Annotated in this window: 15 protein-coding genes; 8 read left to right on the top strand and 7 right to left on the bottom strand. The window is 39.7% G+C overall.

What is annotated here, in order from left to right; translation table 11 throughout:
* Window position 1: 1 nt before the first annotated feature.
* On the bottom strand, window positions 2–1,360 hold the full coding sequence (locus A33Q_RS04390; protein ID WP_009032295.1) for an alanine/glycine:cation symporter family protein: 1,359 nt from the start codon (window positions 1,358–1,360) through the stop codon (window positions 2–4).
* A 118-nt stretch (window positions 1,361–1,478) separates the two neighbouring features.
* Window positions 1,479–3,071, bottom strand: coding sequence for a beta-N-acetylhexosaminidase (locus A33Q_RS04385; protein WP_016254659.1), 1,593 nt, complete (start codon window positions 3,069–3,071; stop codon window positions 1,479–1,481).
* 214 nt (window positions 3,072–3,285) lie between these two features.
* Between A33Q_RS04385 and A33Q_RS04380 the strand changes: the two genes are divergently transcribed.
* Window positions 3,286–4,746 carry a Gfo/Idh/MocA family protein gene (locus A33Q_RS04380; RefSeq protein WP_009032293.1) on the top strand — a complete coding sequence of 487 codons (1,461 nt, stop codon included), beginning with the start codon at window positions 3,286–3,288 and terminating at the stop codon, window positions 4,744–4,746.
* Between the two features lie 208 nt (window positions 4,747–4,954).
* On the opposite strand, the gene A33Q_RS04375 is transcribed toward A33Q_RS04380, so the two are convergent.
* The 4 genes from A33Q_RS04375 to A33Q_RS04360 are packed head-to-tail and all read right to left on the bottom strand — an operon-like array spanning window position 4,955 to window position 10,078.
* Window positions 4,955–6,340: a TolC family protein gene (locus A33Q_RS04375; protein ID WP_009032292.1), complete on the bottom strand. Its 1,386-nt coding sequence runs from the start codon at window positions 6,338–6,340 to the stop codon at window positions 4,955–4,957.
* A 9-nt stretch (window positions 6,341–6,349) separates the two neighbouring features.
* Window positions 6,350–7,696, bottom strand: a complete 1,347-nt coding sequence (locus tag A33Q_RS04370) for an HlyD family secretion protein (RefSeq protein WP_009032291.1) — start codon at window positions 7,694–7,696, stop codon at window positions 6,350–6,352.
* 11 nt (window positions 7,697–7,707) lie between these two features.
* Window positions 7,708–9,408 (bottom strand): peptidase domain-containing ABC transporter, encoded by a 1,701-nt coding sequence (locus tag A33Q_RS04365; protein WP_009032290.1) that lies wholly within the window; start codon window positions 9,406–9,408, stop codon window positions 7,708–7,710.
* Entirely contained in the window at window positions 9,398–10,078 is a 681-nt protein-coding gene (locus tag A33Q_RS04360) for a TetR/AcrR family transcriptional regulator (protein ID WP_009032289.1), read from the bottom strand. The genes A33Q_RS04365 and A33Q_RS04360 overlap by 11 nt, the downstream gene beginning before the upstream one ends.
* 414 nt (window positions 10,079–10,492) lie before the next feature.
* On the opposite strand from A33Q_RS04360, the gene A33Q_RS04355 reads away from it, so the two are divergent.
* From A33Q_RS04355 to A33Q_RS04345, 3 genes are all read left to right on the top strand, one after another.
* On the top strand, window positions 10,493–13,735 hold the full coding sequence (locus tag A33Q_RS04355) for a TonB-dependent receptor (protein ID WP_016254658.1): 3,243 nt from the start codon (window positions 10,493–10,495) through the stop codon (window positions 13,733–13,735).
* Between the two features lie 138 nt (window positions 13,736–13,873).
* A complete protein-coding gene (locus A33Q_RS04350) occupies window positions 13,874–14,554 on the top strand; it encodes a Crp/Fnr family transcriptional regulator (protein ID WP_009032287.1) in 681 nt (226 codons plus the stop codon).
* Entirely contained in the window at window positions 14,548–15,588 is a 1,041-nt protein-coding gene (locus A33Q_RS04345; RefSeq protein ID WP_009032286.1) for an alpha/beta hydrolase, read from the top strand. The genes A33Q_RS04350 and A33Q_RS04345 overlap by 7 nt, the downstream gene beginning before the upstream one ends.
* Here A33Q_RS04345 and A33Q_RS04340 read toward each other — a convergent pair whose 3' ends face one another.
* Window positions 15,589–16,494, bottom strand: coding sequence for a DUF1684 domain-containing protein (locus A33Q_RS04340; RefSeq protein WP_009032285.1), 906 nt, complete (start codon window positions 16,492–16,494; stop codon window positions 15,589–15,591).
* A 137-nt stretch (window positions 16,495–16,631) separates the two neighbouring features.
* On the opposite strand from A33Q_RS04340, the gene A33Q_RS04335 reads away from it, so the two are divergent.
* From A33Q_RS04335 to A33Q_RS04320, 4 genes are all read left to right on the top strand, one after another.
* On the top strand, window positions 16,632–17,393 hold the full coding sequence (locus A33Q_RS04335) for a 3-keto-disaccharide hydrolase (RefSeq protein ID WP_009032284.1): 762 nt from the start codon (window positions 16,632–16,634) through the stop codon (window positions 17,391–17,393).
* 148 nt (window positions 17,394–17,541) lie between these two features.
* Complete coding sequence (locus A33Q_RS04330; protein ID WP_009032283.1) at window positions 17,542–19,155, top strand: ABC-F family ATP-binding cassette domain-containing protein; 1,614 nt, start codon at window positions 17,542–17,544, stop codon at window positions 19,153–19,155.
* Between the two features lie 249 nt (window positions 19,156–19,404).
* Window positions 19,405–20,823: a sodium:solute symporter family protein gene (locus A33Q_RS04325; RefSeq protein WP_009032282.1), complete on the top strand. Its 1,419-nt coding sequence runs from the start codon at window positions 19,405–19,407 to the stop codon at window positions 20,821–20,823.
* Window positions 20,786–21,967: a class I SAM-dependent rRNA methyltransferase gene (locus A33Q_RS04320; RefSeq protein ID WP_009032281.1), complete on the top strand. Its 1,182-nt coding sequence runs from the start codon at window positions 20,786–20,788 to the stop codon at window positions 21,965–21,967. The genes A33Q_RS04325 and A33Q_RS04320 overlap by 38 nt, the downstream gene beginning before the upstream one ends.
* Window positions 21,968–21,989: the final 22 nt, after the last annotated feature.

Here is a 21,989-nt window from a genome sequence, read left to right as displayed (position 1 = left end):
TTCAGACAGTTTCTTTTTCTTTCATTCTTCGGAAATAATCTGTGGTAGCCGCTTTGACTTTTGGAGCTAAATAAATGGTGGAAATCATGGTAGGGATTGCCATGATGGCGTACATACCGTCAATAAAACTAACCACTACTTCCAGAGACACTACAGCTCCAGCGACAATAGTCACCAAGTAGAAATAATTGTAATAATCAGCCTTTTTGGAGCCAAAAAGGTAATTGAAACATTTGTGCCCGTAATAAGAATAAGTAAACATGGTGGACAGTGCAAAAACAAGAACAGCCAACATCAGGACATATTTCCCAAAACCTGGAAGTGCCATTTCAAAAGCGGACAAAGTAAGTCTTACCCCATCATTATCTGTACTTTGCCATACTCCTGTCAATAAGATCACCAAGGCAGTAAGCGTACAGACTACAACTGTGTCAATAAAAGGACCTAGCATGGCAATCAGCCCCTCTCTGACAGGTTCATTATTTTTAGATGCCCCGTGTACCATTGGAGCTGTACCAATTCCAGCCTCATTAGAAAATGCTGCCCTTCTGGCTCCAATTACAATCACTGCGCCCACAGCTCCACCCATTGCTGCATCTCCTGTGAATGCGTCTTTGATGATCAACAAAAGCATATTGGGTACATCTCCTATATATTGGATCATAATCATTACCACAGCAACAAAATACAGACCTACCATGAATGGCACCAGTCTCGATGCGACCAAGGCAATTCTTTTGATTCCTCCCAGGATTACAATTGCAACAATCAGCATCATGGAAATCCCCAAAATCCATTTGGTAGTCTCTCCATTATCCAAACCATTGGGCATCAGCAATACTGTTCTCAAAACTGCAGTCAACTGATTAGCTTGAAAAATAGCCAAGAGTCCTAATACACCGGCTACAGAAAATAGGATCGCCAATGGCTTCCACTTCTTGCCCATTCCCTCTTCAATCACATACATGGGACCACCCTGAACTTCTCCTGAATCATCTTTTCCCCTATACATAATGGAAAGACTACAAGAAAAATATTTGGTCGCCATTCCTACAAATGCAGACATCCACATCCAGAAAATGGCTCCAGGACCTCCCATGTTAATCGCTATGGCTACCCCTGAAATATTTCCCAACCCGACGGTGGCTGCGATAGCTGCTGACAATGCTTGTCTTGAACTGATTTGACCGGGTAAATTTTGGTCATCATATTTTCCACTGACCAACTTGATGGCATGTCCAAGTCTTCGAAAAGGTAAAAGGCCCGAATAGGCAAATAAAATAAATCCCCCACCCATCAATAAGATAAGCATGGGGGTATCCCAGATCCAGTTACTAAAGCTGATGATAAATTCTCCCATATTTCTGTTTAAAATTGAAATAGCATATTAAGCGCATTTTTCGGAAAAGACAAGAGATTCTCCAGAATGAAAAAAGGCGGAATGTATCCGATTCCGCCTTTTTAAACCATCTAAAAGATCACCAGTCTATTTTTGGGGACCTGTAAAAGTTAACCCCTGAATTTTCCCAAAGGACTCCATGATACTTTATCCTTTTAGAGAAATCTTCCCAATTTCTTTTTTCTATTGGAGTCCATGCCACTTCAGCTACAGCCGCTAATCTTGGAAAAGTCAGAAATTCTATATCGTCTCTCGTAACTACTGTTTCTGTCCAAAGTGGCGCCTCCACTCCTACTATATGCTCTCTTTTGATTTCTTCTTCCAGGGTAGTAGGATCCCAATTATAAGCTTCATCCAATTCAATATAAGCAGCCCAATTTAGGCCGATATGCGTCGTAGAGTCATATTTCATGTCCAAATATGTCCTAACAGCAGGAGAAATCAGGACTTTAGCACCTTGCTCTATGCCCATAATAGCATTCTCTGCCTTGGCCCAATATTGTACAACAGTATTGGGTAAGAGCTCTGCATGAGCCACTTCATCCCATCCAAGGGATTTTTTACCGTACTTTGCCACAATGGCCTGTGCTTTTTCAATGAACGGTACATAATCTTCCATTGCTGTCACATGGGACTCATCTCCTCCAATATGGAAATAGGGGCCTGGAGTGATTTCTGAAATTTCCCTGATCACATCTTCAATAAACTTATAAGTAACAGGCTTATCAGTATCCAAAGTACTAAATCCAACATCCCTTCCTGTGTAAAGTGGTGTTGGTTGCCCTGCAACTCCCATTTGTGTTCTTTCGGTAGGTACGGCACCATCATCTGGCACTTTAATTCCAGGGTTCAGCTCTCCATAGGCCGCCAAAGCAGAATTGGTGTGTCCCGGCATATCAATTTCAGGAACAATCACCATGTGTCTCTCTGCGGCATACCTTACAATTTCCTTGTAATCTTCTTGTGTATAAAAGCCTCCTGCCCCACCACCAACTTGTGTGCTACCTCCTATTTCCGTTAATAGGGGCCAAGATTTGATTTCAATTCTCCAACCTTGATCATCAGATAAGTGGAGGTGAAGGTGGTTGATTTTATAAGTCGATATATTGTCAATAAGATGCTTCACTTCAGATACCGGAAAAAAGTGTCGGGCAACATCCAGCATCATACCTCTATATTCATATTCAGGATAATCTTCTATGGTACCCGCAGAAACTGCAAACTTTGGATTAAGACCTGAATCTGTTCCATCTGCCGGGATTACCTGCAAAAATGTCTGGGCACCCCAGTAAAGCCCCGCCTCGGTTGGTGCCGATATCAAAACCCGCTCAGTGTTGATATCAATTTTATAGCCTTCTGCATTCGAAGATGCATTTGCTTCTATTGCAAAAATAATAGCATCACTTGTAGCCCCTTCTTCGATCTCCAAGCCTAGTCCCGTAAGGCTTTTTATGGATTCAGAAAACTTTTGTACTTCATTTAGGGCGTTTCCTGAATAAGCAATTTTTGTAGTTGAGCCGATTTTAAAAGCACCGTCAGCATCTACAATTGAAACCGGAAGGGGTATGATCGGAGACATACTTAGTGGTGCAGTATCATTTGATGAACATGATAATAAAACTGCAGCCAATGAAACCCCAAGAGTTTTACTGATCAATCTTTTGAAATTCATGATAAATAGATTTTTAAATTTGTTAAACTTAATCAATTTTTTTTCTTAAGTATTTACCGTTTATTTAAAAGTTAATTCAAGCTCTCAATAAATCCATTTATCCGCTTTATTTTCCATACTTACCAAATGAAAAATAATAAAACGGATAAGCTCATTTTTTTGATAAATTAGAAATTTGGAAAAAAAGAATTCGATAACAATAAAGACAGATAGAATGAAGAAAGAAGAGTTGCCAAAAGCATTAGGGTCAAGAAGGAACTTTATCAAAGCTTCTGCCACTGCTTTGGCTGGATTTTACTTTGTACCCCGCCATGTTTTGGGAGGTCCAGGTTTTATTGCTCCCTCAGACAGACTTAGGGTCGCCGGGATTGGAGTAGGTGGAATGGGCGGAAATGATGTTCGTGGGGTTTTTGCTAGTGGTAAGGCTGATTTCATCGCATTGTGTGATGTGGATGATACCAGAGCTAAACAAAGTGTCGAAGCACATCCAAAGGCCAAATATTATAGAGACTATCGGGAGATGTTGGACAAAGAAGGCGACAACATTGATGCCGTCACAGTATCTTCCCCTGATCACATGCACGCTGTTCAGGCTATGATGGCCATGAAAATGGGGAAACATGTCTATGTCCAAAAGCCACTCTCACATGACATTTATGAGGCTAGAGTCCTCACAGAAGCAGCCGATCAGTATAAGGTGGTCACCCAGATGGGAAATCAGGGTTCTTCTGGTGAAGGTGTCAGAAAAATGGTAGAGTGGTACAATGCCGGACTTATCGGAGAAGCTACTAGAGTATATTGCTGGACGGATAGACCTGTTTGGCCACAAGGTATTCCATGGCCTGAAGCCACAGCTACTCCTCCTGCTGACTTAGATTGGGACCTCTGGCTGGGCACTGCTCCTTACAAAGAATATGTACCAAACCTTATTCCTTTTAATTGGAGAGGATGGTGGGATTATGGTACAGGAGCTTTAGGTGATATGGCCTGCCATATCATGGAGCCTCCATTTAGGGTCTTAGGGCTTGGATATCCTGAATCAGCAGAATGCAGCGTAGGGTCTGTCTATGTCGGGGAATTCCAAAGAGGCTATTTCCCAGAAAGCTGCCCTCCTTCTTCTCATATTACACTCAGGTTCAAAAGAGATGGAAAGGAAGATTTGCAATTTCATTGGATGGATGGTGGAATACAACCTGCCCGCCCGGAAGAACTTGGGCCAAACGAAATTATGGGAGATGGTGGAAATGGTGTCATCATAGAGGGTACCAAGGGAAAAATGATGTGCGGTACCTACGGACGGGACCCCAAATTATTGCCTACCTCTCTGACCACTGACATCAATGTGCCTGAAACTGAGTATAGGGTACCTGGAGGAGATAGAGGACATTACAATAACTGGGTGGAAGCATGTATTGCTGGATATGGCAGTGATGCATACAAAAAGTTAAGCTCTCCTTTCTCAGTTGCCGGCCCCTTGACTGAATCAGTCCTTATGGGTAATTTGGCTATCAGAAGTTATGATTACAGGGTACCTCAAAGCAATAATCCGAACAGGTTTGACTATCCGGGAAGAGGTATTAAACTGGTATGGGATGGTCCAAATATGAAAATAACCAATTTTGAACCTGCCAATCAATTTGTGAAAAGGGAATACAGAGAAGGTTTCAGTCTATAATTTGATTCTAAAGATGAGAAGCCAATTAAGTTTATATTGGTCTCTTAAAAATTGAATGTACTCAATAAGCATTTTCAATATTGACAACATCAAAAAATCCCGCCAAACCAAGTTTGAGCGGGATTTTTATTTTTAATGACGGAAATTAAACTTAATCTGTTTCTTATTTTAACGCCGGCCAAGTTTCGTGTTTACAGTTAATATTTCTCTATTCCGGATCAAAGCCAAGACCTGCTGCATTCAGCATTTTGGCATAAGCTGTTTTTCTTTTTGCCGCAAGCTCATTGAGGGTCTGCTGTGCCTGAAACAAACTTACCTCCCTTGCATTTACCAAGAAAAGTGAACTTTCACCTATTTCAAACCTTTTCATTTCTCCATCTAACAATCTCTGAAGTCCAGTGACATTATTGGTGAAGGTGACCAACTGTTGTTCAACGGTTTCAAAATTGAAAATTTCAGTCTCGAGTTTATTTCTCAACTGCAAAAACTTCAGATCCCTTTGATAATTTTTAAAATCAATCCTTGCTTTTGTGAAACCAAGATTTCCTCTTTCCCTTCTCAGAAATAAGGGAGTTGAAAATGTCAGGCCCCATTTATAGTCATTGACGAAAAAATTATTGGTGGGGATTTCATTGATTGTGGTAGTCAAAAAATTATAGTCTACGCGAAGTACTGGCTTGAGCATTTCAGCTCTGAACCTCCGTTCCACCTCTAAAGTAGCAATATCAAAATCTGTCAGCTGTAGTTCAGGATGGCTTGCCACATATTCCCTCAAAGATTCCTTATTGTAATCAAAAACAAAACCTTCCAATACATTTTCTGGAATCACTCCTCCCAATAGCTCTGCCGGTTCCTCATTCCCATCCCAAAGGAAGGTATTAAGCATCTGTGTTGATTGAAAGAAATTGATTTCAGCTTGCTGAAACCTATAAAGCCTATCCATCACTTGCGTGTAAGCCTCTACTGTATCTATTGCAGGAAAATCACCCTGAATATAACTTTCCTTAATCATATCAAACCGCATTTCGGCTAATCGGAGACCTTCTTGAACTACATTCAGATTATTATAGTCTGCCGCCCAAAGCCAGTACGTCTCTGTTGCATCAAGATATAAATCATTGAGGATCAATTCTCTTTCGGCCTGGGTAGCGTCTTTATAAATCTGAGCCTGCCTGAGAGCGGCTCTTCTGCGGTCAATAAACAAACCTTGACCAATATTCACCGAAGCACCCAAAGCCAATAAGCCACTTTCAGGGACTGTTTCTTCAGGGTTTAGAAAAACGCCTCTATTCTGTTCTCCAACACCTTTCAATTCTACACCACCCCAGGTGGGAACTTTGATACCTGCTTCTCTTCGGTCATAATAATTGGTGCTGTTATACCTTTTGGCATTGACGTCCATGAAGACCACAGGATCGAAAGCCCCTCTGGAAGCTCTAAGTTCCTGCTCACCAAACCTCAAGGTGATATCAGCCTGCTTGGCCACAGGATGAAAGTCCCTAACCCAAAGCATATAATCCTCATAGGTCAACAACTCTTGAGCCTGAGAATTGGAAATCAATAGAAAAGTAATTATTGATAGTATCAGCCGCATGGTCTAAATCTACTTTCGGTTTTCGCTTTTTTGTCTTGCAGTGTAATAATCTGGTGGGAAGCCGTTGAGCTGCCGCCATAACTCGTACCATAAAGGAACATCATTGAGCAAAGCGATCCCATCTGCCCCTGAACCAATTCTAAGCGCATCAGGCCAAGGCTTGTCTTGAGGGTCTTCAACGACCAGAATTCTGTATTTCCCATCAGGACCTGAAAAATTATCAATAGCATGAACTACCCCGCCAAAAGTACCATTGGTGATCTGAGGCCAGCCCGAGAATACGATAGCAGGCCAACCATCAAATATAAATCTTACTCTATTCCCTATTCTCATCAATGGAAAATCAACAGGGGATACATACATCTCTACAGCCAATTGTGCATTCGCAGGAAGTATACTTATGATTTCAGCTCCTTCTTTGATGGTCTCTCCAATACCCACCTGGATAGCCCTTGTTATGTATCCTTCCTGCGGAGCCAGGATATATCTAAATCCTGTCCTAACTTCATAATTGGTATATTGATTTTCCAGCTTGGTAGCGGTGGCCTCGGCATCATACCTCGCTGACATAGCCTCATACATATCTGCCGTAGATTTTGCCATTCTATCTCTAAAATCATTATCAATGGCATTCAACTCGATCATAGCTGCAATTCTGGCATTTTGACTTTTTAGCAGATCATTTTCTGCAGCAATCATACTCGCCTGTACTTCCTGAAACCTCAACTCCCTCTGTTCGAAATCCGTCAATGACCTCAAGCCTTCTTCGTACAGATTTTTAGCCCGTCGTAACTGATCCTCCCCAATTTTGAAATTTACCTTAGCTTGCTCAAAACGAATACTGTCTGAAGTCACCTGAAGCTCCGCCATTCTAAGCCTGTTTTCTGCCTGTTCTTTTCTGAGAACATTATTCTCTTTCAGAGCTTGTATTTGTACTTCAAGCGACTTTACTTTTTCGGAGTAAGATAGAGCTGAGAGATTTTTTGCATTGACCTGAAGCTGAGTTCTTTCTAAAAGTTGAGGATCAAAATAATCATCTTTGATCTCAGATACCATTAATACCGTATCTCCCTTTTGAACATAGTCACCTTCTGACACATACCAGTTTTCAATTCTTCCGGCAATGATAGAGTGAACTGTCTGTGGTCTTTGATCCGGTCTCAAAGCTGTCACAAAACCATTGGACCGAATATTCTGTGTCCAAGGAAGAAACAAAAACAGAAATCCTCCTACCAAAAACCAAACGAGAATCCTTATTCTTTTTCTGGCCTCGTCTTTGGGAAATGACATTCCCAAGCTCTTATAACCACTGAATGTGGCCTTTTCCCCAATTTTATTTTTTGAAATATCAATCATAATCTATCGGGTTATTTCCTTTTACCTTCCAAATAAACTTCAGCATTTCCATCGAATTTCAATCTCCCGTCCTGTAATTCAATTACTCTGGAGAACCTCTTGATGATGTCTTCATCCTGACTGACCATGATTACTGTCCAATCATTATCGATCAAGTAATCCAAAATCCTTTCTTTTTCCTCACCTTCAAAAGGAGAAACTATGTCCTCCAAAAGAATTGCCTTTGGGTGATTGACCAAGCATCTGGCTAGAATTATCCTACTGATGATCAATCTGCTCAGGTTTTTGCCCTCAGGGAGTAGTACAGTATCCCAATCATCATGAAGTTGATAGATGTACTCCTTAAGTCCTACTATCTCAATGATGTCCCTGACATGTTTTTCTTCCACTTCTTTTTGCAAAGTGATATTGTTATAAATACTCCCATGGAAAATGGATTGATAAGAAAGGCTATCTCCAATAAAACTTCTGAACTTATCAAGGTTCATGGTATCAATTGGTAGCCCATTGACTATCACTCTGCCATTGTAATCACTGTATAGTCCAGCCATCAGGTACAACATGGTACTTTTACCTGCACCACTATTACCTGTAAGGATGATTTTTTCACCTGAGCCCAATTCAAAGGAAATATCATCCAGCACATTGCTTTCTGCTTTGTTCCCCTTGTATGTAAGATTTCTGATTTCAAAATTCAATCCTTTAGAATCTGTGATCAATGACTTTTCAGTACCTGAAGTACGCTCCATTGGCAAATCCATAATCTGTCCTATTTTCTCAGTAGCAACCAATGTGTCATAGACAGTCTCCAAAGAAAGGATGACTTTTTCTACCGAGCTTACGATCAAAATGATAATTACCTCTGCAGCGATAAATTGACCAATACTGATCTGATCGTCAATCAATAACAAACTACCTACAACCAACAATGTCGTAACGATCAGAGCTTTGAAGACAATCATTACTTTATACTGAAGGACAAGTACTGCAAAGTGTTTATTCCTAAAATCTACATAGGATTCCAAAAGCTTATCAATTGTGTTGAAAGGAAGCTTGGAATTGCCTGCAAGCTTAAAAGTAGCCATGGTTCTTCCAATTTCCTCTAACCAATATGCCGTCTTATATTTTTGAGTAGAAACTTTCAGATTGGTTTCCATACCTCTTGGGCTGGTATAGTAAAATATTACTGCAACCAAAGCCAGTAGTATCACACTGAAAATCACAAAAAATACATTGTAAAGTGCCAACAAGATCATCCCGAAAAAAATCTGCACTGTAGCAAATGAAAAATCAATCAGGATTTTGGCCATCCCCTTTTGTAAATTAACAGCATCAAAAAACCTGTTAACCAATTCAGGTGGATGCTTTTCACGGAGTTCATCAAGTTTAAGTCTGGGAAGCCTATAAGCAAAGCTAAATCCTGTTTTGGTAAAAATTCTCTGCTCCAGTTTTTCCGTCAGATACAACTGGGAGATTTGTAAAAAGCCTCCAAAAGTGATCCCTATGGCCACCACTAAGACCATTATCAGCCATGCCGTGCTGACCCTTCCTCCGAGTACAAAGTTTACAATTGCCTGTATACCTAGGGGAAGAATCAACGAAACCCCACCGTTAAGCAGTGAATAGAAGTAAATTGCGTAAACTTCTTTTTTCTCTTCCTTGAGTAGTTTGAAAAACCTCCTCAAAGGTGTCATGGTATAATCAATTTTCATTTTCTATGGTTTTGAAGACTAAATTGTTGAAAAAATCAATTCTACGCTCATCTCCCGGTTGATGCTCTGTAAGTGCGGGAAGGTGCCTTGAATAAAAGGACTGCATCAAGCTTGATTCCATTACGGTTGACACTAAGGTTTTTGGAAATTCAAACCTCGGGTTGACTTCAAGAACAAGCTTGGCTATTCTTTCTCCTAATTTGTGATAATGATTGAAGAAACCTTTTCTATACTCTTCATCTACTTCTTTGGTCATAATTGCCTTTGTAGCTTCGTCTGTTAACAATCTTCTGAGTTGAAGGGGGTTGATAAAATCATTTTGGGTGAAGATAGGGCCTTGAACCAAAATCTTAATGGCAATCTTCAATTTCTTTCTGGAATCCGTCAAATTGGCTATCGCAAATACCAGATTTTGCTCCAGATATCCCCAATACCAAGAAGTTAGGTACAGCAACAACTTATGCTTGTTTTCAAAATATCTGTAAATAGCAGATTCTGTACAGCCTATATGACTGGAAAGCTTTTTGAATGTAAATTGCTCAAAACCCAAATCAATCAACATATTGACGCTTTGGGAAATAATCTCCTTACCTAAGTCGGAACTAAAGGGATCTTTCAGAAAAATGTCCTCATTGACATCTACCCTGATTTTTTGAAGTATACTTTCCATTGATTTATCCAAAACACTGCGATAACGACTTTCACTTACGAAAAGTTTACACAAATATTCAAAAAGTTTGTAATACTCACTAAATCAAACAAAAAAAATCCCGGCAACTTACATCGCTGGAATTATCCTTTCATCAGCGGTTCTATTATTTCATACAGGCATCTCTTACACTTTTGAACTCTGAGCAGTCTCTCCAAGGCGGCCTATACTGACTTGTCAAAAGAAACAAAGAAAACAATTTTAATTTTCGCTAGGTATACGAGGTTGACGATACTAATTCCAAAGTAACAATATTTACTCAAAATTTCCTGAAAATTACGAATAGGTTAAGAATGCTCATTTGTCGCTAAACGACAATCGAGAGCCTGCCATCTACGGTAGTTTTATATCTGAATCATTAAAAAAACTACCAAAATGAAAAAATCTTTACTCTTAATGGCCTGGCTCTTTAGCTTCTTATCGCTAGCAGTAAACCAGAGTTTTGGCCAGTCTGCATCAGCTTCGGTTTTCGGAGTAGTGCGCTCTTCTGAGGGTGAAACCCTTCCAGGAGCCAATGTCATTCTCAAAAATGAATCCACTGGATTTACAACAGGATCGGTAACCAATCTGGATGGAAGGTTTCAAATCAATCAGGTTCCTTTAGGGGGGCCTTACAGTATCAAAGCGTCCTTTGTGGGCGAGGGAAGTCAAGAAAAGGTCGGCTACCAATTGAACCTAGGAGATCAGGTCAGGGTTGACTTTGACCTAAGAGACGGTGAGGGCACATTAGAGACCATTGTCATTAGTGCAGATGATTATTCTCCAAACAGGGTCTCACCTATTGGATCTGGAACCAGATTAGGTATGACTGAGATCAAGTTCATGCCTACCAATGGCCGAAGTTTTCAAGACTTAGCAAACCTTGCACCTACCACATCTCCAGGAGGTTCGCTAGCTATTGGAGGAACAAGAGTCAGCTCCACAGCTATCACCTTGGATGGAGGAAACCAAAGATTTATGATGAATGGCGGGTTGATATCACAATACACAGTATCTATGGAAGCAATCCGTGAATATGAAGTCACTACCAATGAATATAATGTCATGGAAGGTCGTCAAGGTGGAGGTGCAATCAATGTGGTGACCAAGTCTGGAACCAATGAACTTTCAGGTTCAGCATTTTTCTTCAATAGAAATCAAGCTCTCACCGCTGACGAAGATTATATTGGCAGGCCTATCAATGACTTCAATGTCAATCAATATGGCTTTTCATTAGGTGGACCAATTATCAAAGACAAGCTACACTTTTTTACCGCATTGGATTTTGAAGATAGGAGTGAGCCTTTTGCAATCATCGATGTCAGAGATCAACAAACCGAGCGTCTTGAACAGATTACCCAACAAAGTCTGGACAGGTTTATCAACATCCTAGAGCAGAGATACGGACTTGATCCCAATAGACAGCAGACTGGATTATTTAACAGAAGGCCTACAAACAGGACTGTTTTTGCAAGGCTGGATTGGCAAATCAATGACACCCATAAGTTGACATTCAGAAATAATTTCTTTTGGGGAGAAAATGAATTTGTCATCGGGGGCGACGCTACTGCTCTGGCTGATTCAAGAGGTGATATCAAGATTTTTGGAGCAAATAGCCAATTGGCTTTGAGGTCATCATTTTCTTCAAAACTTACCAATGAACTCAAGTTTCAATACCTAAGAGCCCAGAGAGACTTCCCTGCAAGATCCTTTGCTCCAAGAGGTTTTGTTGGAATTGAATCCTTTCAAGAAGACGGCACTAGACTTTTTAGACAATTCCAATTTGGTGGGAATAGAATCGCACCTGAGGAGCAAGGAGAACAACAATTACAATTGATCAACACTACATATTTACAAACGGGTAAAATTTTCTGGACTTTTGGTACGGATAACATGGCTACATTTACTAATACGCTCAACACCAACGAACAAGGTGGATTATTCCAATTTGCCAGCTTGGATGCGTTAGAAGAAGGGGTTGCTTTCCAATATTCCCGCTTGGTACCTAATAATCCTGATGGAAGGTATGCTCCCAAATTAAGACAGACAGCCTTGGATCTCTCTGCCTTTGTGCAAGCAGAAACTAATATTACCAATAAGTTAAGTACAATGATTGGTTTGAGGTGGGATGCAACAGTGTTTTTGACTACCCCTGAGTTCAATCCATTAGTACAAAATGAGCTTGGCAGAAGAACCGATGTAGTGGCCAGAGATTATAACAATATCCAGCCAAGGTTCCAGTTGGTTTATGATTTCAATGAAGACCAAAAAAATGTCCTGAAATTCGGAATTGGTGGATACTCTGCAAATATTGTCCATTGGGCCCAGCTTTCTAATATTCTCCAATCAGGTACTCAGCTTACTGATTTGTTACTCACTGGTCAGGATGTACCAATGCCTGACTTTCCAAGATACATTGCAGATCCTGCATCTGTTCCAGGTGTTCCGGCCGGAGGAGTTGGAAGGTCACCTTATATCAATTTAATCGGAGAAAACTTTGAGGCTCCTTACACTTGGAAGGGAAATCTGGCCTATAGGCGCTTCCTTACTAACGAGTTTTATGTAGGTGCCAATGCCTATTTTGCGAGAACACTTAACAATTACCGCTATCAGGATTTGAATCTTAGACAAGATTTTGCATTTAGACTGGGAAATGAAAACAATAGAGGCGTGTATGCTAACCCAGATCAGATTACTAATGTTAATCTATCCAATCCAGGGGTAGTTGTTTACCCTATCAACCCTTCAGTTGTCAATGCCAACCCTAATTTGGGTAGAGTTTTGGAATTGAATGGTGACTCTGATATTTGGCAGAGAGGGATAATTTTCGAATCAGGATACGTTTTTGCGAAAGGAGGAAGCATAACGGGGACTTTCACAATCAACAGAACCGAGGACAACAATTCTTACAACTGTTGTATAGCAAGGACTTCTGTATTGACAGCTATTGTAGATGACCCTAGAGACCTTGTGGCAAACAGAGGAGGAGCAAATACTGACTTTAGACATAAAATTGTCCTATTTGGTACTTCTCCAACATTTAAAAACATGAGAATCTCTGCAAGATATGTTGGTCAGTCAGGTCTACCTTGGACACCCTTAGTCTTTGGTGATATTGTAGGTGATGGAGCTGGATTATTGATCAATGCTAATAAAAGAGCTTTCATATTCAATCCAGAAACAATCAGGAGCAATCCAAATGCAACACCTTTTGAAAACCTCATTGCTGAGGGTATGGAAGGAGTACTTGCCAACCCAGATAATATTGCCAGAGGCTTGTTAGTTGACAATCTTGAAGAAATAGCTCCAAGAAATGAAATCTACAATCCATTTTGGCATAATGTAGATGTCCGCTTCACTTTCAACATTGACCAAAGCATTATCAAATCTATGGGTAAAGGAAACTTAGAGCTTATTGCAGAGGTATTCAATTTCACCAATCTGCTTAACAGAGAATGGGGGGGCGCTCCTACGGTGCCAGGTGGTAATCAGGTATTGCTTCAAACTTTGGGGCTTGATCCTATTGCAACTGCACAAGGTAGACCACAATATGCCTATAGAGTAAACCCAACCTTTGGGGAAACGGTAAGAGCTAATCCTCCTTTCCAAGTACAGATTGGAGCAAGGTACACTTTTTAAATTGCACCTTTTTCTCAAATATCGAAAGAGCGGTAAATCTTTGCCGCTCTTTTTTCTTATTATTAATTTAACATCAAAACCCAAAAACTTAATTTTTCCTTTACATCAAAAAAACAGCTTTGGCTTAATTTCACTGCCATGTTAGACAAAGAAGAGTTTTTGGCCCAAGTTTTAGAGCTGATGACAATGATCGGCAGGAAAGTTGACAAAATTCAGTTAAATCCGTATTTAGAATATTCTCCGGAATTAATCTGGGTCAGAACTGGAATTGCAAAGATTTTTGCAATCAATGAAAGTGGACTTAAGGTAAATACCGATCTGATTTTCAAAGGAGAATTATTTCTTGCCCAACAAAACAACTATAAATCAACAGATCTCTTTTTTCTTGAAAACCTCAAATATTCGGAGGTTTATAGCCTACCTCTTCATTTTTTAAATCACACGCAACAACATTATTTACCATGGTTAATGATGGATTATTATAACCAAAGACTGCAAAGAATACATCAACAAAAAGTGAAAAATTATGATTTGGATATGTCTGAAAGAATATTTTATCTTCTCTCAGACTTTTGTTTGATTTACGGACAAAATACTGGAGTATATTACAGCATGCCTAATTTTTTTACCCATGAAGACCTTGCCAGTATTTTGAGAACCTGCAGGCAAACCATCACTTCGAGTTTGAGCAACTTGAAAAGAAAGAAAAAGCTTTTTTACAATAGAAAAGAAATAAGGTTTGAAAAAAGTATATTTGAGTCTGTTAAAACACTTAGAAACTCACAAGCTTCAGAAAGCCTCATCCATTCGTCATGTTAAAAAAAATCCTTGTTTTTTTATTGTCGGCAGCTGTTATTCTGGCATTTGTTTATATGCTAGGTCCAAAAGAAAAAACGCAATCCCTAACAGGAGAATATCCTGAAGTACCAACAAGAGTGGGAGATCTCGAAGCATACATCCAGACAAAGGAAGATACTGTCAAAGGGCTAAAGCCCGGCAATGAAGCAAAAATAATTTGGGCTGATAGCATTCACAAAAGAAAAACACCCTACTCCATAGTCTACATTCATGGCTTTGGAGCAAGTGAAATGGAAGGAAGCCCGGTCAATCGGGAGCTTGGGAAATATTTTGGTGCCAACCTTTATTTAGTCAGGCTTCCAGAACATGGAATTTCCCGTCCCGATGCATTCAAGCACCTCTCCGCTCAGAAATTGGCAGATGATGTGCGTGAAGCTTATATGATAGGTAAAAGTCTGGGTGACTCTGTAATTGTAGTGGGCACTTCCATGGGAGGGGCCTTATCCATAATGCTTGCCTCAGAAAGGCCGGATATGAAGGCCCTGATCCTTTATTCCCCTGCTATCAGAGAAGGTGGGGATGCTTTGGAACAATTCTTTAAACCTTGGTCAAAGTATTTGGCTGAGAATTACCTCTATAAAAATGGAGTCCGAATAACGCCTAGAGAGGGTGAAAAGGCAAAATATTGGTCAGAAGAATATCACGTTAATTCGTTCACGAGTTTAGCAGTTTTACTTCGTAGTAAGATGACTGAAGATACATTTAAGGCAATCAAGCAACCTTTATTTTTAGGCTATTATTATAAAAATGACAAAGAACAGGATTTTGTAGTTTCAGTGCCTAAAATGCTTGAAATGTTTGAGCTGGTTTCCACACCGGAATCTTTGAAGAAAAAAATTGCATTTCCTGGGTCAGGAGATCATGTAATTGCTTCTGATATTACTTCAAAAGACTGGCAAGGCGTTCTTGATGAAACCATAGATTTTTTGGAAAACATTGCCAAAGTGAAAAAATATAAAGTCACCGAAACCCAAGATCTGGAGGAAGCAGCCTAATCAGTGTTTACCAAAGTTTTTGTGGCCCGCCATAATAGCCAAATCCAAGACGTTTTGTTTAGGCGGAAGTGGACAAGTGGCATGTGCAGTATAAACACAGGGGGGGTTGTAGGCCATATTAAAATCCAATAAAATCTCATCAGACTCAAAATCCCTGTCTACATACATATACCTTCCTCCACCGTATGTACTTTCTCCACTGGTATCATCTGCAAACATTAAGAATAGCTCAACATCATCAGGATTGGCCAATGCATCAATTTTGTATGTTTTACCTTCAAAATCAAACTCCACGTAGCCTGAAGAAGCATTGGGGCTTACCTGTCCCACTACATTGGTAATCATCACCTCTTTGATCGGGTTGTAAGGAATAAATTTTGCTTTAATTCTCCATTTAAGGTCGACAGGAAATCTATCCACCCCAGCAAATTCAACTACATCCTTTGCTAGAAGGTCACGTAGCCTTACTCCAAAAGAGTCTCCTCGTTTAATAATGTTCCATTGAAGGTTTTTAAAATTTTGACGTTTGTCTATTCCAGCATTGATATCAAATACCAACTTCTTACTATCTATTGCTATGTTTTCCAACTCAACCCCTTCTACCAAAGGATCAAAATATACCTTATCGTTTTCCAGGATAAAGCTTCCGATTTTCTCAGGAAAAACATTGGCGTCAAGACTTAATTCTTCCATCTCAGCCCCAAAAGTATTGACACCATTCTCCAACCAAATCAACCCGATGAGGTTGAGCCAACCTTGGTCCGACTGCAAAAACTCCATTTGACTTTCATGCCAAGCATCTACTTGTTCCTGATGCTCTTGAACAGAGATATCATGATTTTCTCCTGCGGTGCAGGATAAGAAGAAACAAAAGAGTATTAGGCTACTAAATTTATTCTTTGTCATAACATTTGATTCCGGTTTAAATATAAAGAGAAAAACAGCCTTTCAAAGGATCAAATTGGTAAATTGGATGTTTGTGTAAATTTTACACAACAAATTCTATGAATTGACTAAATTCAATGCAAAATCTAAATCAACCTATGAAGAAAATTGCCTTAGTTTTTACCTTGATCATTGGAGTGGTATTTAACATAAATGCTCAGACCGGAGTCGGAGTTGAAAAACCAAATAATGCCGAGATACTTTTTGACGGAAGCAGAAAAATGCTGGATGAAAAATGGACCTACTGGAAAGGTCCTCGACTAGCTGCTGAAATGCCAATTAAATGGGAAATAGTCCGAGATCCAATTGATGAGGGAACAGTCATGAGCAGCAACGACCCGGCAGGTGCAGGTGGAAAATATGGGGCTGCTGATATAGTGACAAAAGATGAGTTTAGAGATTTTAGGCTTCATGTGGAATTTTTGGTAGAGGAAGAAGGTGGCAACTCGGGTGTTTATTTACAAAACAGGTATGAGATACAGATCCTAGATGGAGACTATGGGCTTCATGGTATGGCGGCCATCATCAACGAGCACTTACCTGAGCAGGAAGCATACAATGGAACAGGCCAATGGAATGCCTATGATATCAAATTCAAAGCAGCCCGGTTTGAGGATGGAAAGTTGAAAGAAAAAGCAAGAGCTACCATTTACTTCAATGGTAAAAAAATTCACAAGGATAAAGCAATCCAACAAGTCTGGGGTGGTCCCAATTCAGGCATTGATGGAGGAAATGATGGTGGAAAGGGGATCACAGACACACTTGGAGGCATCAAACTTCAGGCTGAGGGACATAGCGTGTTATTCAGAAATATTTGGATCGAAAAGATTGATTTGAGTAATGCTGGCACTGATTTTTAAAAATTAATGCAAAATTGGAAAATAAAAGTGCTGGATTGTCTACAATCCAGCACTTTTATTTTGGGAAATACTTTGTAAAAAGCAGGGATATTTACTGATTCTTTAAGATTTGACTATCTTTGCACCTCTAAAATTTAAAAAGAACTCCATGATTTCAGTAGATAATCTCTCTCTAAAGTTTGGCAAAAGAACCTTATTTGAAGACGTAAATTTAAAGTTTACACCTGGCAACTGCTACGGTGTAATCGGTGCAAATGGTGCCGGAAAATCAACATTTTTGAAAATCATTTCAGGAGAGCAAGATAGTACCTCAGGAAACATCAACATTACTCCTGGGCAAAGAATGGCAGTCTTAAAACAAAATCACTTTGAGTTTGACGAAGTTGAAGTTTTGAAGACTGTAATTATGGGTCATAAAAAACTTTATGCGATCATGGCCGAAAAAGATGCCATCTACATGAAGGAAGATTTTTCTGAAGCTGATGGGATCAAAGCTTCTGAACTTGAAGCAGAATTTGCAGAAATGGACGGATGGAATGCAGAATCGGATGCAGCAGCTTTGCTTTCCGGTTTGGGTATATCTGAAAACCTGCATTACCTTCCAATGAAAGAACTTGCCGGTAACCAAAAAGTAAGGGTTCTATTAGCTCAGGCACTTTTTGGAAATCCGGATATCTTGATCCTTGATGAACCTACCAATGACCTGGACTCTGAAACCATCAACTGGCTGGAGGACTTTTTAGTAAACTTTAAGAACTTGGTCATTGTAGTTTCGCATGACAGGCACTTTTTGGATGCAGTTTCCACCCATATTGTGGATATTGATTTTGGAAAAATCAAAATTTATTCAGGAAATTATACCTTCTGGTATGAATCTTCGCAATTGGCTTCCAAACAAAGGTCTGATCAAAACAAGAAAGTAGAAGAAAAGCGAAAAGAGCTTCAGGAATTTATTGCGAGATTTTCAGCAAACGTGGCCAAATCCAAGCAAGCTACCGCCAGAAAGAAAATGCTGGAAAAACTCAATGTAGATGATATAGAACCTTCAACAAGAAAGTATCCTGGAATCCAATTCAAACCTGAAAGAGAAGCTGGAGATCAGATTTTTATGACTGAGAGTCTTGAATTGAAGGATGAAAATGCCATCTATTTTACAGATGTCAATTTGATGGTAGATAAAGGTGATAAGATTGCCTTTATTTCCAAGACCAAACAAGCTGTAACCAAGTTTTTCCAAACAATCATGGAAGAAATCCCTCTTCAAAAGGGCAGCTTCAAGTGGGGTGTAACCATCAATAAAGCATATCTACCTAATGACAACTCAAAATTTTTCAACTCAGAGCTTAATTTGATTGACTGGCTAAGACAATATTCTTCCAATCAGGAGGAAGCTTATGTAAGGACATTTTTAGGAAGAATGCTATTTACAGGTGAGGAAACGCTTAAGAAATCATCTGTACTTTCCGGGGGAGAGAAAGTCAGGTGTATGATTTCAAAAATGATGCTTCAAAACCCGAATCTTTTGGTTTTAGATGAGCCCACCAACCATTTGGATCTAGAATCTATCACTGCATTCAACAATGCCATCATTGAATATCAGGGTACTGTCTTGATGACTTCTTATGACCACGCTTTTGTACAGTCATCGGCCAATCGGATAATAGAATTTACGCCAAAAGGAACTATTGATCGTAGAATGCCTTACGACGATTATCTGGAATCAGAAGAAATCAAGGCATTGAGGGAAAAAATGTATTCTTGAAGTGATATATGCTGCGCTTAATAAATTGATAAATGCCTTCGGCGATATAGATTCCTAGCATCAGGCCTAGTTTTTTACTTTAGGCCTGATGTGGGAATTTATTTCAACTGTATTTCAATTGTATTTCCACTTTATCCCGAATCGTTTCACTCTCGGGACCTTCGTAAAAACTCCGGATTCTACAATATTTCAACCGTATTTCGATTATCTTTCTGGCTTGAATCCAAAATAAATAAAAAGTAAATCAATTTGCTTCTAACAGCAATCATCATCTATATCCTGATCACCATAGCGATAGGTGCTTGGTCTTCTAAATTGGTCAAAAATTCCACTGATTTTGTTCTAGCTGGAAGACAGCTACCTCTCGTACTTTCAGCCTCAGCGCTATTCGCCACTTGGTTCGGTTCAGAAACTATTTTCGGAGCGTCATCAGAATACTTAGATCATGGACTTCTGGGTGTTATAGAAGACCCTTTTGGCGGGGCATTGTGCCTAATCCTATTCGGTGTCTTCTATCTCAGGCCAATGTACAGAATGAATGTGCTGACCATTGGAGATGTCTACAAGAAGATTTTTGGTAAAAGGGTTGAATTCTTTGCCTCTATCTTTATGATTCCACCTTACTTCGGTTATGTAGCCGCGCAACTTGTAGCCTTGTCTTTGATCTTCACCTCTATATCCGACATCAGCATTTCTTCGGGTATTGTGTTAAGCGCTGCAATTGTAGTCTTTTACACTTTCTTAGGAGGTATGTGGGCCATTTCCATTACTGACTTTATACAGACTACTCTTATTGTCGTCGGACTGATTTGGGTTGCCGTTTTGGTCAGTCAAAAAGCTGGTGGTGTAATGCCAATTCTGGAAAATGCACCAGAGGGCAGTTTTGATTTTTTCCCAGAACCTAAGCCCACTGCTTGGATCAATTACCTGGGAGCCTGGGCTATTTTGGGCCTAGGAAGTATTCCAAGTCAGGATATTTATCAAAGGGTGATGTCTGCCAAATCAGAAAAAGTTGCCATAAGATCTACGTATTTAGCAGGTGGTTTCTATGTGACTATTGGACTTTTACCTTTATTTATTGCTTTAGCTGCAAAACATTTATACCCTGAAATTTACCTTGAAAACAAACAGTTGCTTTTACCTGAAATGGTACTGAGGCATACGGGCATGCACGTGCAGATTCTGTTTTTTGGTGCACTAATATCTGCAATTATGAGTACTACAAGCTCAGGCTTATTGGCTCCATCTGCAATCATTTCCGAAAATCTGATCAGGCCATATTTTGGAAGCAAGCTTAAGGACAAACACTTTCTTTGGATTTTGAGGGTCAATGTAGTCACCGTTGCCATTGTTGCGACTTTGATGGCGCAATGGAAAACAAACATCTATGAACTGGTGGCCGGAGCATCAATCCTTATGTTGGTATCCTTATTTGTGCCACTTACAGCAGGGCTATATTGGAGAAAAGCTTCTGAAATGGGCGCTTTGATGTCCATCGTTTTTGGAATGATTTCTTTCCTAGCACTGTCGGTTTATGACTTACCATTCTACCCACATATGCCTGCGTTGATTATAAGTGCTATCTTTATGGTTCTTGGCTCCTACGTATTTCCTAACAAAAAAATTACACATGCTTACATATCCAAAAATCGAGCTTCTCAGGGGTAAAGAACACTCCATCAATAGAAAACATCATTGGATTTTTTCAGGTGCTATAGCTAAAAAAGACGATGACCTAAAAAATGGAAATCTGGTTCAGGTTTTTAGTTTCAAAAATGAATTTTTGGGGATAGGTCATTTTCAATATGGATCTATCATGGTCAGGTTAATTTCCTTTGAGGAAAAAAATATAGACCAAGCATTCTGGGTAAGCAAATTTCAGTCTGCTTTGGATGTCAGGAAAGCGCTAAACCTTTGGGAGAATCAGGAAACAAATGTTTTTCGGATGATTCATGGAGAGGGAGACGGACTTCCTGGTCTCATCATCGACTATTACAATGGTACAGCCGTCATACAAACCCACCATGTGGGAATGTATAAGCATGTCAAAGATATTTCTATTGCTCTTCGGGAAGTGCTAGGCGAAAAACTAAAGTCAGTATATGACAAAAGTGCAGAAACATTGCCAAAAGATGTGGGAGCAGAAAACCGGGTTTTGTTTGGAAAACCGGAAACCAACCTGGTCAGAGAGTATGGCTGTTCTTATGAAATAGATTGGGAAAAAGGTCAAAAAACCGGTTTTTTCATTGATCAGAGGGAAAACAGAAATTTACTTGGAAAATACAGTCTTGGAAAAAAGGTTCTGAATACTTTCTGTTATTCAGGAGGGTTTTCAATTGCAGCCTTAAAAGCAGGAGCATCAGAAGTACATTCAGTGGATATTTCTGCAAAAGCCATTGAACTTACCGAGAAAAACCTCAGCATCAATATGGGTTTTGAGGGAAAACATGAATCTATTATTGCTGATGTTGTCAAATATATCAGGGAAATAGATAATGATTTTGACCTTGTTGTCTTAGATCCTCCTGCATTTGCAAAAAATATCAAATCCAGACACAATGCCGTTCAAGCTTATAAAAGATTGAATGCGGAAGCCTTGAAAAGAATCAAAAAAGGCGGTATTCTTTTTACATTCTCTTGTTCTCAAGTGGTGGACAAGCAACTGTTTGCAAATACAATTACTGCTGCAGCCCATGAAGCTGAAAGAAATGTTAGAATACTCCATTTCCTTTCTCAACCTGGAGATCATCCGATCAACATTTTTCATCCTGAGACGGAATATTTGAAGGGATTGGTTTTATTTGTGGAGTAATAAACTCAAAAACTCATTTTTG

The sequence above is a fragment of the Indibacter alkaliphilus LW1 genome (genome assembly GCF_000295935.2).
In the GTDB taxonomy this organism is placed as follows: Bacteria; Bacteroidota; Bacteroidia; order Cytophagales; family Cyclobacteriaceae; genus Indibacter; species Indibacter alkaliphilus.
This window is presented reverse-complemented; position numbering and strand designations above follow the sequence as displayed.